Source organism: Actinosynnema mirum DSM 43827, from assembly GCF_000023245.1.
In the GTDB taxonomy this organism is placed as follows: domain Bacteria; phylum Actinomycetota; class Actinomycetes; order Mycobacteriales; family Pseudonocardiaceae; genus Actinosynnema; species Actinosynnema mirum.
On the sequence record NC_013093.1, the window covers coordinates 7519373 to 7534375 of the forward strand.

At 72.8% G+C, this 15003-nt stretch carries 11 protein-coding genes; 5 read left to right on the forward strand and 6 right to left on the reverse strand.

The genetic code is table 11. The features are described 5' to 3' along the window. The first annotated feature begins 22 nt into the window (after positions 1-22). Complete coding sequence (locus tag AMIR_RS31830; RefSeq protein WP_015805105.1) at positions 23-835, forward strand: purine-nucleoside phosphorylase; 813 nt, start codon at positions 23-25, stop codon at positions 833-835. Beyond that, positions 832-2460, forward strand: a complete 1629-nt coding sequence (locus AMIR_RS31835) for a phospho-sugar mutase (protein WP_015805106.1) — start codon at positions 832-834, stop codon at positions 2458-2460. The genes AMIR_RS31830 and AMIR_RS31835 overlap by 4 nt, the downstream gene beginning before the upstream one ends. Before the next feature lie 34 nt (positions 2461-2494). Here the strand turns inward: AMIR_RS31835 and AMIR_RS31840 are convergent, their stop codons facing one another. The 5 genes from AMIR_RS31840 to AMIR_RS31860 form a co-directional block, all read right to left on the reverse strand. Continuing rightward, entirely contained in the window at positions 2495-2818 is a 324-nt protein-coding gene (locus AMIR_RS31840) for a hypothetical protein (protein ID WP_015805107.1), read from the reverse strand. Positions 2819-2873: 55 nt separating this feature from the next. Next, on the reverse strand, positions 2874-3203 hold the full coding sequence (locus tag AMIR_RS31845; RefSeq protein WP_015805108.1) for a hypothetical protein: 330 nt from the start codon (positions 3201-3203) through the stop codon (positions 2874-2876). A gap of 299 nt (positions 3204-3502) precedes the next feature. Further along, positions 3503-3898, reverse strand: coding sequence for a MerR family transcriptional regulator (locus AMIR_RS31850; protein WP_015805109.1), 396 nt, complete (start codon positions 3896-3898; stop codon positions 3503-3505). 115 nt (positions 3899-4013) lie between these two features. Beyond that, a complete protein-coding gene (locus AMIR_RS31855) occupies positions 4014-4397 on the reverse strand; it encodes a type II toxin-antitoxin system death-on-curing family toxin (protein WP_015805110.1) in 384 nt (127 codons plus the stop codon). Positions 4398-4437: 40 nt separating this feature from the next. Further along, complete coding sequence (locus AMIR_RS31860) at positions 4438-4644, reverse strand: ribbon-helix-helix protein, CopG family (protein WP_041837166.1); 207 nt, start codon at positions 4642-4644, stop codon at positions 4438-4440. A 73-nt stretch (positions 4645-4717) separates the two neighbouring features. Between AMIR_RS31860 and AMIR_RS31865 the strand changes: the two genes are divergently transcribed. Beyond that, positions 4718-5314, forward strand: a complete 597-nt coding sequence (locus AMIR_RS31865) for a TetR/AcrR family transcriptional regulator (RefSeq protein WP_041837167.1) — start codon at positions 4718-4720, stop codon at positions 5312-5314. A 441-nt stretch (positions 5315-5755) separates the two neighbouring features. On the opposite strand, the gene upp is transcribed toward AMIR_RS31865, so the two are convergent. Then, the gene (gene upp, locus AMIR_RS31870) at positions 5756-6379 is read right to left on the reverse strand and encodes a uracil phosphoribosyltransferase (protein WP_015805113.1); all 624 of its coding nucleotides are present in this window, start codon (positions 6377-6379) and stop codon (positions 5756-5758) included. A 31-nt stretch (positions 6380-6410) separates the two neighbouring features. On the opposite strand from upp, the gene AMIR_RS42990 reads away from it, so the two are divergent. Together AMIR_RS42990 and AMIR_RS31880 are read left to right on the forward strand one after the other, a co-directional pair. After that, complete coding sequence (locus AMIR_RS42990; protein ID WP_187313461.1) at positions 6411-9572, forward strand: trypsin-like peptidase domain-containing protein; 3162 nt, start codon at positions 6411-6413, stop codon at positions 9570-9572. Positions 9573-9702: 130 nt separating this feature from the next. Beyond that, positions 9703-15003, forward strand: a complete 5301-nt coding sequence (locus AMIR_RS31880) for an eIF2A-related protein (RefSeq protein ID WP_015805115.1) — start codon at positions 9703-9705, stop codon at positions 15001-15003.

Below are 15003 nucleotides of genomic sequence, written 5' to 3' on the forward strand. Positions count from 1 at the left end.
CGGCGGGAGTTAGGCTCCCGCGGTGACCGCCAAGAGTGAGAACACCAGTCCGGAAGCGCTCGCCGCCGACGCGGCGCGGGCGCTGAGCGAGAGGACCGGGGTCGACCGGCACGACATCGCCGTCGTCCTCGGCTCCGGGTGGCGGCCCGCCGCCGACCTGATCGGCCAGGCGCAGGCCGAGATCCCCATGGGCGAGCTGCCCGGCTTCGAGGCCCCCACCGCCGTCGGGCACGGCGGCACCATCCGCTCGGTGCGGGTGGGCGACAAGAACGCGCTGGTCGTGCTGGGCCGCACGCACGGCTACGAGGGCAAGGGCATCACCAAGGTCGTGCACGGCGTGCGCACCGCCGCCGCGGCGGGCGTCAAGACCGTGGTGCTGACCAACGCCGCGGGCGGTCTGCGCCAGGGCATGTCGGTGGGCCAGCCGGTGCTGATCAGCGACCACCTGAACCTGACCGCGTCGTCCCCGCTGGTGGGCGCCCGGTTCGTGGACCTGACCGACCTGTACTCGCCGCGCCTGCGCGAGATCGCGCGCGGCATCGACCCCTCCCTGGAGGAGGGCGTGTACGCCGGCCTGCCCGGCCCGCACTTCGAGACCCCCGCCGAGATCCGGATGCTGCGCGCCATGGGCGCCGACCTGGTCGGCATGTCCACGGTGCTGGAGGCCATCGCGGCGCGCGCCGAGGGCGTGGAGGTGTTCGGCCTGTCCCTGGTGACGAACCTGGCGGCGGGCATCACCGGCGAGCCGCTGAACCACCAGGAGGTCCTGGAGGCGGGCCAGGCCGCCGCGAGCCGCATGGGCGCGCTGCTGCGGGAGCTGGTGGAGCGGGCATGACGCTGTCCCCCGCGCTGCGCGACGCCGCGTTCCGCTGGATCGCCGACGACCCGGACATGGAGGCGCGCACCGAGCTGCAGCGCGTCCTGGCCGGGGCGATGGGCGGCGACCCCGCGGCGCTGGAGGAGCTGGCCGACCGGATGTCCGGGCCGCTGACGTTCGGCACCGCCGGGCTGCGCGGGCCGGTGCGGGCCGGGCCCAGCGGGATGAACCGGGCCGTCGTGGTGCGCACGACCGCCGGGGTGGCCCGGTGGCTGGCCGAGCAGGCGAACGGGGTGCGCGGCCTGGTGTTCGTCGGCCGGGACGCCCGGCACGGCTCGGAGGACTTCGCGCGCGCGGCGGCCGGGGTGCTGGCCGCCGCCGGGTTCACCGTGCGGCTGCTGCCCCGGCCGCTGCCGACGCCGCTGGTGGCGTTCCTGGTGCGGCGGCACGGCGCGGTGGCGGGCGTGCAGATCACCGCCTCGCACAACCCGCCCGCCGACAACGGCTACAAGCTGTACCTGGAGGGCGGCTCGCAGATCGTGCCGCCCGCCGACCGGCAGATCGAGGTGGCGATCTCCGAGGTGGCGGCGGCGGTGTCCGTGCCGACCAGCGAGTCGTGGACCGAGGTGTCCGAGGACGAGCTGGACGAGTACCTGGGCCGGGTGTCGGCGCTGCCGCGCGGGTCCGCGCGCGGGCTGCGGGTGGCGCTGACCCCGATGCACGGGGTGGGTGGCGCGACCGCCGTGGAGGCGCTGAGCCGGGCCGGGTTCACCGATGTGCACGTGGTGCGCGCGCAGGCCGTGCCCGACCCGGACTTCCCGACCGTGGCGTTCCCGAACCCGGAGGAGCCCGGCGCGGCGGACCGGCTGCTGGAGCTGGCCGCGCAGGTCGACGCGGACCTGGCGATCGCGCTGGACCCGGACGCGGACCGGTGCGCGCTGGGCGTGAGGGAGCGGGACGGGTCGTGGCGGATGCTGCGCGGCGACGAGACGGGCGTGCTGCTCGGGTCGCTGGTGCTGAGCACCACCGAGGAGACCGACCCGCTGGTGGCCACGACGATCGTGTCGTCCTCGCTGCTCAGGAGCATCGCGGAGGCGCGCGGGGCCCGGTACGCGGAGACGCTGACCGGGTTCAAGTGGCTGGTGCGGGCCGGCGACCGGCTGGTGTACGCGTACGAGGAGGCGCTGGGGCACTGCGTCGACCCGGCGCACGTCAGCGACAAGGACGGCATCTCGGCGGCGGTGGTGGCCTGCGACCTGGCGGCCACGCTGAAGACGTCGGGGCGCACGCTGCTGGACGCGCTGGACCAGCTGGCGCTGGAGCACGGGCTGCACCTGACCGACCAGGTGTCGCTGCGCTTCACCGACCTGAGCCGGATCGGCGCGCTCATGGCGCGGCTGCGGCAGTCGCCGCCGGAGGGGTTCGCGTTCGAGGACCTGCTGCCCGGCGCGGACGTCGTGCGGTTGACGCAGGACGGCGTGCGGGTCGTGGTGCGCCCCTCGGGCACGGAGCCGAAGCTGAAGGCCTACCTGGAGGTCGTGGAGCCCGTGGCGGACCCCGCCGACCTGGCCCCGGCCCGTGCCCGAGCGGGTGAGCGGTTGGGCGCCCTGCGCGGGCGCGTGTCGGACCTGCTGGCCGACTGAGGTCGGCCGCGCGGTCCGGCGGAGGACGCCTGGGTCAGCCCATGACCGCGATGACCAGGCAGAGCACGGCGATCGCCGCCGCACCACCGGCCACCAGGTAGGGCCGGTTGTCCGGCGGCGAGATCCGGTCGTCGGTGAAGGCCGAGACCGCCAGGCGGATGCCGATGTAGCTGAGCGTGCACAGGGTGACCCCGGCCGCGAGGACCATCGTGTTGATGCTCCACGGGCTGTGGTCGACGCCGGGCCACACGCTCATGAGCACCAGCGGGAAGCCGATCAGGCCGACCGCGAGGCCGACGCCGCCACCCCAGATGATCCGGCGGTTGCGCGCCATCGTGGCGATGCTGCGAGTGTCCATGACTCCCTCCTGTCACTTGCAAGGACGCGCCGGGCGGTCACCGGTTGCGCGCCGGTCACTCCCCGTTGCCGTCCCCCCGGTTCGACGGGCGCTCCAGCGCGCCTGGCGGGGGGACGCCCCTAGTCTTGCGCACCGACCGCCGGGCGGGCAGGCGGTCCCCCCTCGGGGGCGGGTCCGGACGGGGTGGCGCCGCGCCGGGGCGACGCCTGGACTGGAGGTCGGCGGTCCACGGCCTGGTACGGCGGACGGCCTCGGCGGCGGCCTTGAGGTCCTTGGCGCCGCCGTGCTCGTAGACGCGGCGGAAGAAGCGCAGCACGAGCCAGTGGCGCGCGAGGCCGATCAGGGGCGGGAGCAGGACGAGCAGCGCGGCCCAGTGCGCGGCCATGACCACCTCGCGACGGTTCGGCCTCCCGGTGAGCGCGGGCGGCGACCTGTGCGAGCGTGGTGCAGCGCGGTGCGTGCGCGACGCTTGGGGGACCTGCTCGCGTCCCCGGCTCACCCCCTGCCGGCGAGACAGGGGCGGGGTCGCGGCAGCCGCAGCCAGGGCTGCGCATCGCGCGGGGCTGATGTTATCCATCAGCGATCACGCGGCAACTCGGCGCGCGCGTCCCGCCCGCTCCCCGTCCCCCGCCCGCTCCACGCCCCCCGGCCATGTTCCGACGTTTTCGCTGCTCAGGGGCTCGCTCAGGCGGTGGCGCCCCTGGTGATGCCGTCCACGAACGTGCGCTCCAGGCTGCCGTAGTGCTCGATCTTGTAGTCGAGCACCTCCAGGCAGGCGTTCAGCTCGGCCACGCGCTCGCGCACCGCCGCCCGGTGCTCCACGAGGATCTGCCGCCGCCGGGCCGCGCCGGGGTCGCCGCGGTGCCGCAGCTGGGCGTACTCGCGCATCATCTTGATCGGCATCCCGGTGGAGCGCATCCTGGTCAGGAAGGCCAGCCAGCTGAGGTCGTCCTCGCTGTAGTCGCGCCGACCCCCGGCATCGCGGGCGGGCGGGTCGAGCAGCCCGATCCGCTCGTAGTAGCGCAGGGTGTCGATGGACAGACCGCTGCGCTCCGCGGCCTGGGCGATCGAGATCGTCACGCCCGGAACGGTAGGGACCCGACCCGGTTCCCGGTCAACGCCCCCGCTGCGGTGGTTCCGCGCCCGCCTGGGGTTTCGCCGTGCGCGCGCCTTCGGGCCCGCGCCCTCCGGCCGGTCAGCCGTCCTTGGGCACGCCCCACGCCTCCAGGTGGGCGGCCATGCCGGGGACGTCGACCTGCTCGCGCCCGAGTGAGCGGACGAGTTCGAGGGCGTCGTCCTCCTCGGCCTCGATCCACCAGCCGTTGATGTCGCACAGCGTCACGGCGGCCACCCAGCCGAGGCGCCAGTTGCCCTCGGACAGGGGACGGGTCCGGACGATGGAGTCGAGCAGGGCGGAGGCCTTGAGCCACAGCGTGTCGTAGGCCTCGACGCCGAGCACGGTCGCCCTGGGGCGGTGAGCAGCGGAATCGAGCAGGCCTAAGTCGCGCACGACGAGATCGCCGCCGGTGACGGCGGTCGCCAGCACGAGCAGATCGCCGGCGTCGAGGTAGTTGACCACGACACCAGTGGATCACAACGGAGGCGCGGTCAGTGCGCCATCAGGCCGATCCCAGCTTGTCGAGCAGACCCCGGTACTTGGGGAGCACCCGTCCGAGCACCTCGGACAGCTCCTCCTCCTTCTGGAGCCTGGCCCAGCGGTCGGCCAGCGCGAGCCGCACGACTTCCTGCTTCGAACGGCCCTCGGCGGCTGCGAGCTCGTCGAGCCGCCGGTTCTCCTCATCGCTCAGACGCAAGGTCATCGCCATTCTCTTGATGGTACCAATGTGGTACCACGCTGACCAGAGGCTTTTTATAACACCGTTGCGTTACGATTCCCCGGTGCCAAGACCGAAGACCCACGACGACGCCCTTCGCGTTCGGCTGCTCGACCGCGCGGGTGAACTCCTGTCCACCGAGGGGCCGGGCGCACTGAGCTTGCGCAGGCTCGCGGCGGATGTCAACACCTCGACCACAGCGGTGTACTCGCTGTTCGGGGGCAAGCCCGCGCTGTTGGACGCGTTGTACGAAGAGGGGTTCCGCCGTTACGAGCAGAGGCTTGCCTCCGTGCCGGGGACGGACGACCCGGTGGAGGACATCACGCGGATCGGCCGGGCCTACCGGGAGCACGCGCTGGCGGACCCGCACTTCTACCTGGTGATGTTCAGCAGCCGGTCCACGCTGGACTTCCAGCCGTCGGCGGGGGTCGCGGAGCTGGCGCGGGGGACGTTCCAGCCGGTGCTCGGCGCGGTGGAGCGGGCGGTGCGCGACGGGGTGTTCGTGGACGAGGAGCCGGGGCAGTTGGCGCTGGCGCTGTGGGGGTTGGTGCACGGGCTGATCTCGCTGGAGCTGAACGCGGCGCTGCCCGCGGGGCTCGCGGTGGGGGCGGTGTACGAGCGGGCGGTGCGCGCGCAGTGCGAGGGGTGGCGGCGGCGGTAGTCGCGTCCGCAGGTCCTTGCCGCACAACGGGGTGCGCGGCTCTTCCACGAGAAATGCTTTGCGGCGCAACGGCGTTCGGCGCAGGGCTCTTGGTTTTTCGGCGCCGGGGGCCGACCGTCGCGGGTGATGCCCGTCGGGGCGGGCGGAGGCCGGGGAGGAGGCCGCCGCATACCCTCCCCGACCCCCTTGACCACCTCTCGCGAGGCGGCCCGTCCCCGGCGTCCGCGCAGGTGGGCGGGTGCTCGCCACCGTTCGCGGAGCAATCGGTCCGAACCACAACGTAGAACAGAGGTCTAGACCACCTCTACGGCTGAACAGCGCAATCCGGGCGCCTGCCGTTACCGGGACGAGGGGTCGACGCGATCCGCACTGGTGCGGACGGGCCGGGGGAACGGCGAAGGGGCCGCCCGACCCCGGACGGCCCCTTCCGCGCTGCGCCGATCAGACGGCGCCGTACTGCCGGTCGCCCGCGTCGCCGAGGCCGGGCACGATGAACCCGGAGTCGTTGAGCCGCTCGTCCACGCTCGCGGTCACGAGCCGGATCGGCAGCCCCGACTCGCGCAGGTGCTCGATGCCCTCGGGAGCCGCGAGCGCGCACACGGCGGTCACGTCGGTCGCGCCGCGCTCGGTGAGCAGCTTGATCGTGTAGACCATCGATCCGCCGGTGGCGAGCATCGGGTCGAGCACGAACACCGGGCGTCCCGCGAGGGATTCCGGCAGCGACACCATGTAGGGCGTCGGCTGGAGCGTCTCCTCGTCGCGGGCGAGCCCGACGAAGCCCATCTGCGCGTCGGGGATGAGCTTGTGCGCCTGGTCGGCCATGCCCAGGCCGGCGCGGAGCACCGGCACGAGCAGCGGCGGGTTGGCGAGGCGGTAGCCGGTGGTGCGGGCGACGGGGGTGTGCACGCGCTCCTCGGCGACGGGGGCGTTGCGGGTGGCTTCGTAGACGAGCATGACGGTGAGCTCGTGCAGCGCGGCGCGGAACGCGGCGTTGTCCGTGCGGGCGTCGCGCATGGTGGTCAGGCGGGCCCTGGCCAGGGGGTGATCGACAACGAGGACGTCCATGACGGAAGAGTATGTGTGGTAGGTGTGGGCGGTGCCTGCCGGTTCCTTACCCAGCTCCGTGGCCCGCGTGCTTGATGGCGCGGGGAACGCGGTGGGTGTCGGGGTGTTGCTTGAGGGTGGTCGGTTCGTCACTTGCGCGCATGTGGTGAATTTGGCTTTGGGGCGTGACGAGGGGGCGCTTTCGGAGCCCTCGGGTGTGGTGCGGGTGGAGTTCCCAGGGCGGGGTTCGACCGATGGGGTCGTGCGGCGGTGGCTGCCCTCGCCTTCGGAGGACGTGGCCCGGCTGGAGCTCTCCGCCGTGCCGGGTGGTGTTGACCCCGCTGTGCTGGCTTCGCGGTCGCCGTTGCCGGGTCGGGTGGTGCGGGTGTTCGGGTATCCCGGCAAGCCGTCGCGGCCCCAGGGGGCGTGGGTGGAGGCGGTGGTGCGCGGGCACGTTGACGGCGGGTTGGTCCAGCTGGACTCGCGGTCGGCGTTGCAGGTGCAGCGGGGGTACAGCGGGAGTCCGGTGTGGGACGACACGTCGGGGCGCGTGGTGGGCGTGGTGGCGATGGCCGGGGTGTCGACCTTGGACAGCTACGCGGTGCCGGTCGAGGTGCTGGCGGAGCTGACGGCGGACTGGCGGTCGACCGATCCGGTGGTGCTGCACCTGCCTGGGCTTCGGTGCGGGAGCGGGTTACCCCTGCCTGGTTTTGGGGACGACGTGCGGGCGGACCTGGTGGTGGTTGCCGGGGATCTGACGGAGCACGGGTTGCGGAGCGAGTTCGCCGAGGCTTTTGGGGTGTTGGCGGGGATCGCCGAGCGGTTGGGGTTGGCGCGCGACCGGGTGGCGGTGGTGCCGGGGACGCGGGACGTGAACTTGAAGGCGTGCGCGGCGTACTTCCTGGCGGCTGAGGCGGAGGAACGCGAGCCGGTGCCGCCTTATTGGCCTAAGTGGCAGGCGTACAAGGAGGCGTTCGACCGGTTCTACGAGGGGTTCGAGGTCGAGTTCACCAGGGATGAGCCCTGGACGTTGTACGAGCACCCGGAGTTGGGGGTGGCCGTTGCCGGGGTGAACTCGACGGTGGGGGTCAGTCACCTCGATACGCGTGGGGTGGGGGTGGCGCGGCCTCCGGCGCAGCGGGTGGAGGAGTGCCGGGCGCGGGGGTGGTTGGTGCTCGGGGTGGCGCACGGCTTGGAAGCGGACAGGTCGTGCGACGCGTGGTTCCGGGATCTGCAGGACGCCGCCGTGGTCGCCGTTCGACGCGGGGTGGCCCAGCGGGACGAGGTCTCCAGGGAGCCGGGCGGGTTCTTCGAGCGGGTGGTGGAGGCGACGGTGGTCGCCCGACCCGAGGCGACCGTGACACCGGCCGAGGGGTACTTGCGGATCACCGAGCGGCTTCCCGGTGGCGGGGTGGACTCGTGGGCGGTGGGCACGCTTGATGGAGAGGTCACCGCGGCGGTTGTCGACCGGTTCGCCGCAGAGGTCCACACCCGGTTCGCCTCGGGTGACCCCTCTGCCAGGTCGGAACTGGTTTACAGCGGTGCACCAGCCCCGGAGGAGTTGATCGAGCGGGCGCGGCGCCGCGGTGTCCGGCTGCGCAGTTGGATCGACTACCGGGGTCTGATCGACCTGCGCCGGTACGAAGAAGCGCTGCGGGAGCGGTTGGCGACGGACGCGATCTACCCGGCGGAGCTGTACGTGCAGCAGCGGTTTCGGCACTTGCCCGGTGTGGACGCGTTGGCGCAGGTGCTCGACTGGTTGGGGAGCAGCACCGCGCAGTTCCTCATGGTCCTGGGGGACTTCGGACGCGGCAAGTCATTCCTGCTGAGGCAGGTGGCCCGTGAGCTGACCGGGATGACTCCGCTGCTGGTGGACATGCGGAGGCTGGAGAAAGCGCCGTCGCTGGATCAACTCCTGGTTCAAGTGCTGGTCGACCAGGGCGTTGACGTGGTCGACGTGACCAAGCTGCGGTACATGATCAGCAGCGGCCGGGTGGTGCTGCTGTTCGACGGGTTCGACGAGCTGGAGCTGCGGGTCGGCTACGACAACGCGGCCGACTACCTGACGACGCTGCTGGACGTGATCAGCGGCGAGGCGAAGGTGGTGCTGACCAGCCGCACCCAGCACTTCCAGTCGACCCGCCAGGTGTTGACGGCGTTGGGGCGTGATGTGGCGTCGTTGAGCGCGAGCAAGTTGGTGGAGCTGGAGGACTTCACTGGCGGGCAGATCCTGGAATTCCTGCACAGGCACTACGGCGGGGACGCAGCACGCGCACGGGCTCGGGTTGAACTGCTGCATGAGGTGCATGACCTTCTCGGGCTGTCGGGCAACCCCCGGATGCTGTCGTTCATCGCCGACCTGGACGAGGACCGGTTGCGGGAGGTGCAGTGCCGGGAGGGGGCGATCAGCGCGGCCGAGCTCTACCGGGAATTGGTGACTCACTGGCTGCTGGGCGAGAGCAAGCGCCAAGAGCACTCGCGCGGGTTGCCGTCGTTCGACCGGGACGAGCGGTTGCGGGTGTGCACCGAGTTGGCGATGCAGTTGTGGGACACGACGGCGGAGACGATTCAGGAGAAGGACCTGGGGGACGCCGTGAAGGTGTTGAGCAGGTTGTCCGAGCGGGAGTACTCGCTGGAGCAAGCCGTGCACGCGGTTGGTTCGGGCACGCTGCTGGTGCGGAGGGACAACGGGTTCGGTTTCGTGCACCAGTCAGTGCTGGAGTGGCTGGTCGCGAACGAGGCGGCGGAAGTGCTGCGGCAGGGCGGTGACATCGGGGACATCTCGGCGCGGATCATGTCGCCGCTGATGGTGGACTTCTTCTGCGATCTCGCCGGACATGAACGCTCGCTAGCGTGGGCATCAACCCTTCTGTTCACCAAAAAGGCAGCCACAACCACGCGCCAGAATGCTCTCCAGATGTTCATCAGGCTGGACGGGCAGGCCCCCCTGAACCTGAGCGGCTTCCACTTGCGAGGTCTGATCCTCGATGGCGTAGACCTGCGCAACGCCAACCTGTCCATGGCCGACTTGCGCGAAGCAAGTCTAATGGGCAATGACCTCACCGGAGCCGTGCTGACCGGAAGCAGGTGGGCAGGCGCGGAACTGATCGAGGTGATCGGAGCCGAGGCGCGTCCCGAACTCGCCGGTGCGAAGATAAGGCATAAATACCGAAACATACGCCGGTTCCTCGGGACGACTGAAAACGACCGCTGACGAGCACCGTCCTCCGCCGCCTGGCCGACACCGACCCCATCGATCCCCCACCAACCCCCTGACCACGCTGCGCAACCTGTGGTAACCCTGAGAAGTGCACCCCGCCGCCTTACCCAGCTCAGCCGCCCGAGTGCTCGACGCCGACGACAACCCCGTCGGCGGGGCCGTGCTGCTGGCCGGCGGGAAGGTCATGACCTGTGCGCACGTCGTCAACCACGCCCTCCGCCGCCACGAGCGGGAAGCAGGCAAGCCCGACGCGCCCGTCCGGCTCCAGTTCGGCCCGCGCACCGTCACCGCCCGCGTGGCCCACTGGATGCCCCCGCCCGCCCGCGAAGGCGACCCCGGTGACGACATCGCGGGCCTCGAGGTCACCCCGCCGCCCGACATCCCCCCGGCCCGCCTGATCACCACCCTCCCCCGCCCCAACACCGTCGTCCGGATCTTCGGCTACCCCGGCAAACCCCTCCGCCCCGATGGCGCCTGGGTGGACGCCCTCGTCAAGGGCCGCAACAGCCGAGGCCACCTCCAGCTGGAATCCACCTCCGCCCTCCGCGTCCAACCCGGCTTCAGCGGCAGCCCCGTCTGGGACGACGTCACCGGCCGCGTGGTCGGCATCATCGCCACCGCGGGCACCTCCACCCCCGACAGCTACGCCATCTCCGCCGAGCAGCTCCGCGTCGGCTGGTCGGCGCTCGGCAGCAGTCGCACCGCCAAGCGCCCCGACACCGTCACCGCCCTGCACCTCCCCGGCCCCCGCGCGGGCGGCAGGGGGTGGGCGTTCACCGCGTCCGACCTGCTCCGCGACCTCCCCGCCGACACCCCGCCCGACCTCCTCGTCGTCGCGGGCGACCTCACCGAGCAGGGCGGCAAGGCCGAGTTCGCCCAAGCCTTCCGCCTCCTCGCCGACCTCGCCGAGGACCTCGACCTCCCGCGCGACCGCGTGCTCGTCGTCCCCGGCGCCCACGACGTGAACCGCAAGGCCTGCAAGGCCTACTTCGACACCGCCGAGGCCGACGACGAGGCCCCCGTCCCCCCGTTCTGGCCCAAGTGGAAGCAGTTCTCCGCCGCCTTCGACCGGTTCTACGACGGCCACTCCCCCACCTTCACCGCCGACGAGCCCTGGACCCTCTTCGAGATCCCCGACCTCTCCACCGTCGTCGCCGGCTTCAACTCCACCACCGCCGACACCCACGAGCGCGCCACCACCAGCCTCGGCCGCGACCAGGTCGCCCGGTTCCGGACGTGGCTCGACGGGTTCCGCGAGCCCGACCGGTTGCGGCTCGGCGTGGTGCACGGGGAGAGCTCCGGGTCGGCCTGGCCGGACGAGCTGCACCACCTCTTCTCGTCCCCCGCCGACAACGACGGCTACCAGCTCGTCTCGTTCGACGCCTCCCGCACCACCCGCCAGGCCCGCCGCTTCGCCGACGGCCGCTGGACCGGCGACACCCGCATCAGCCCCACCGGGACCGCATGGCGCGTCACCGAGCGCCGCCGCGCCGAACCCGCCCAGGAAAGCCCCCCGCCCCCGCCCGGCAACGCCTTCTTCGACCGCGTCGTGGAGGCCACCCGCTTCGCGCACCCCGACGCGAGCACCGTGCCGCACCCGGAGAAGTCCTACCTGCGCGTCGGCCTGCCCATCCCCGGCGGCGGCGTGGACTACCGGCCGGTGGGCGTGGTCGACGGGGACCTGACCGAGCGGGCCGTGGACGCGTTCGTCGTGGACGTGCACCGGCACTTCACCGCCGAGGACCCCGGCACCCGCTCGGAGATCGTCTACAGCGGTCGCCTCGCGTCGGCGGACCTCGTGGGCCGCGCGACCCGCCGGGGCGTGTCCCCGCGCAGCTGGGTCGAGTACCGGGGCCTGCTCGACCTCGGCCCGCTGGAGGAGCGCCTCAGGAACGCGCTGGCCCGCGACAAGGTCTACCCCGAGGCCCTGTACACCGCGCAGCGCTACCGGGTCGTGGGCCGCCACTCGTCCGGCGAGGTGGAACCGGACCTGCTCGCGCGGGTGCTCGACTGGCTCGGCCTGCGGGCGAGGCAGTTCGTGGTGGTGCTGGGGGACTTCGGGCGCGGCAAGTCGTTCCTGCTGCGGCAGCTGGCGCGCGCGCTGCCCGAGCACCTGGGCGGGGTGACGCCGCTGCTGGTGGAGCTGCGGTCGCTGCAGAAGGCCCCGACGCTCAACCAGCTGCTGGCGAACGCGCTGGTGGGCCAGGGCGTGGCCGTGGTCGACGTGGACAAGCTCCGGTACATGATCGCCAGCGGCCGGGTCGCGCTGCTGTTCGACGGGTTCGACGAGCTGGAGCTGCGGGTCGGCTACGACAACGCCGCCGACTACCTGCGCACCCTGCTGGAGGTGGTCGGCGGCGAGGCGAAGGTCGTGCTGACCAGCCGCACCCAGCACTTCCGCTCGGCCGCGCAGGTGCTGACGGCGCTGGGCGACGAGGTCGTGGCGACCGGGGCGAGCCGGGTGGTGGAGCTGGAGGACTTCACCCGCGAGCAGATCGTGGAGTTCCTGACCAAGCGGTACGGCGGCGACCACGAGCGGGCGCGGGCGCGGTTGCGGCTGCTGGACGAGGTCCAGGACCTGCTGGGGCTGTCGCGGAACCCCCGGATGCTGTCGTTCATCGCGGAGCTGGAGGAGGACCGGCTGCGGGAGGTGCAGCAGCGCAAGGGGACGATCAGCGCGGCGGACCTGTACCAGGAGCTGGTGGACTCGTGGCTGCTGCACGAGCAGGCCCGCCAGCAGCACCGGCACGGGCTTCCGGTGCTGGGCAAGGACGAGCGGCTGCGGGTGTGCACGGACCTGGCGACGCGGTTGTGGTCGACGGGCGCGAACGCGATCCAGGAGGACGAGCTGGGCGTGGTCGCGGTGGCGGCGCTGACCGAGGTGGCGGACCTGGGGTACACGCAGGACCAGGTGGCGCACGCGATCGGCTCGGGGACGCTGCTGGTGACGGGCGAGAGCGGCTTCGGGTTCGTGCACCGGTCGGTGATGGAGTGGCTGGTGGCGAACGAGGCGGCGCGGCGGTTGCGGGCCGGGGAGGGGGTGGGGGAGGTCGCGGGGCGGGCGATGTCGCGGCTGATGGTGGACTTCCTGTGCGACCTGGCCGGGCACGCGCGGGCGCGGCGGTGGGCCCTGGCGGTGTCGGTCGACGGGCTGGCGAGCGCGGAGGAGAAGCAGAACGCGCTGCTGGTGGTCGACCGGTTGGGCGGGAGCGGGTTGGGCGACCTGAGCGAGCTGGACCTGCGGAAGGCCGACCTGTCGCGGCTGGACCTGCGGGGGACGCGCCTGGTGGGCTCGGACCTGCGCGGGCAGCGGGTCGACGGGGCCGTGCTGCGCGGGGTCGACCTGACCGGGGCGGACCTGCGGGGCGCCCGCGTCACCGGCGGCGACCTGTCGGAGGCGGTGCTGACCGGGAGCCGCTGGGAGGGCGCGGCGCTGCTCGGGGTGGCCGGGACCGAGCGGCGCCCGGAGCTGCGCGTGGCGGCGGTGAGCGGCCGGGACCGGGCCGAGGTGATGCTGGCGCGCAGCGGGCCCGTGCTCGCGGTGGCCTACTCGCCGGACGGCGAGCGGATCGCGCTGGCGCACGGCAGGCAGGTGGAGCTGCTGAACGCGGCGGGCCACTCGTCGCTGCGCTTCGTCGGCGAGCACGGCGGCAAGGTCACCTCGGTGGCGTTCTCCCCGGACGGGACCCGCCTGGTGACCGGCGGCGAGGACGGGACGGCGCGGGTGTGGACCACCGACGGCGACCACGTCCTGACCCTCACCGGCCACGAGCGCACGGTCACCGCCGTCGCCTTCTTCCCGGACGGGAGGCGGATCGCCACCGGCAGCCGGGACGGCACCACCCGCACCTGGACCTCGGCGGGCGAGCCGCTCCGCGTCCTCACCAGCGACTCCAGGCCGATCACCGCCCTCGCGCTCGCCCCGGACGGCAGGCGCCTCGCCACCGGCAGCAGCGCGGGCACCGCGCACGTGTGGACGGCGGGCGGAGAGCACGTCGCGGAGCTGGCGGGCCACGAGAACTGGATCAACGCCGTGGCCTTCTCCCCCGACGGCGCCCGCGTCACCACCGCCAGCAGCGACCGGACCGCGCGCACCTGGACCACCGACGGCACCCAGGTCGCCGTCCTCACCGACGACGTCGGCCCCGTGACCGCGCTCGCCCACTCCCCCGACGGCAAGCACGTCGCCACCGGGGCCAGCGACGGCACCGGGCACGTCTGGACCGCCGACGGCTCCCTCGTCGCCACCCTCCTCGGCCACCAGGGCGTGATCACCTCGATCGCCTACTCGCCGGACGGCGCGATCATCACGACCGCGGGCAGCGACAAGACCGCCCGCACCTGGAACGCGGACGGCGGCCTGGTCGCCATCCCGACCACCCGCTCCCGGACCGTCACCTCCGCCGCCTTCGCGCCGAACGGCCGGTTCCTGGCCACCGCCAGCAGCGACGGCGCGACGCGGGTGTGGACGCGGGAGGGGGTGCTGGTGACCACCGTGCACGGGGACGGGAACCGGGTGAACGCGGTCGCGTTCTCCCCCGGCAGCCACCGCATCGCCACGGCGGGCCACGACGGCACCGCGCACGTCTGGGCGGGCGACGGCTCCAGCACCGCCACCCTCGTCGGCCACGAGCACCGGGTCAACGCGGTGGCGTTCTCCCCGAACGGCGAGCTGATCGCCACCGCGGGCAGCGACCAGACCGCGCGGTTGTGGGACTCGGAGGGCAGTGCGCGCGCCGTCCTCACCGGGCACCGGAACTGGGTCACCTCCGTCGTGTTCTCCCCGGACGGCGAGCTGGTCGCGACCGCCAGCCACGACGGCACCGCGCGGATCTGGTCGGTCGACGGCGAGCCGGTGACGGACTTCGTCAAGCACCCCAGGCCGGTCACCTCGGTCGCGTTCTCCCCGGACAGCGGGACCATCGCCACCGGCGGCAACGACGGCACGGCGCGCCTGTGGACCGTCGAGGGCGGCCTGCTCAGGTCCCTGCCGAGGCACCGGGGCCGGGTCACCGCCGTCGCCTTCTCCCCGAACGGCGCGCACGTCGCCACCGCGGGCAGCGAGGGCGACGCGCACGTGCTGGGCCTGGACGGGACGGTGCGCGCCGTCCTGAGCGGGCACAGCGAGAGCGTCATGACCGTCGCGTTCTCCCCGCGCGGCAACCACCTCGCCACCGGTTCCGTCGACGGCACCACCCGCCTGTGGACCGCCGACGGCGCCCTCGTCGCCACGCTCATCGCCACCGACGACGGCTGGGCAACCCTGTTCCCCGACGGCTCCTACAAGCACGGCGGCGACGTCGGCGCTTTCCTGTGGTGGGCCATCAAGTCCTGCCGGTTCGAGGTCGGCGAGCTGGACCACCACTACCCCGAGATCCGGCGGCTGCCTCACAGCGCCCCCATGCCCCCGCCGCTAACCTCGTGA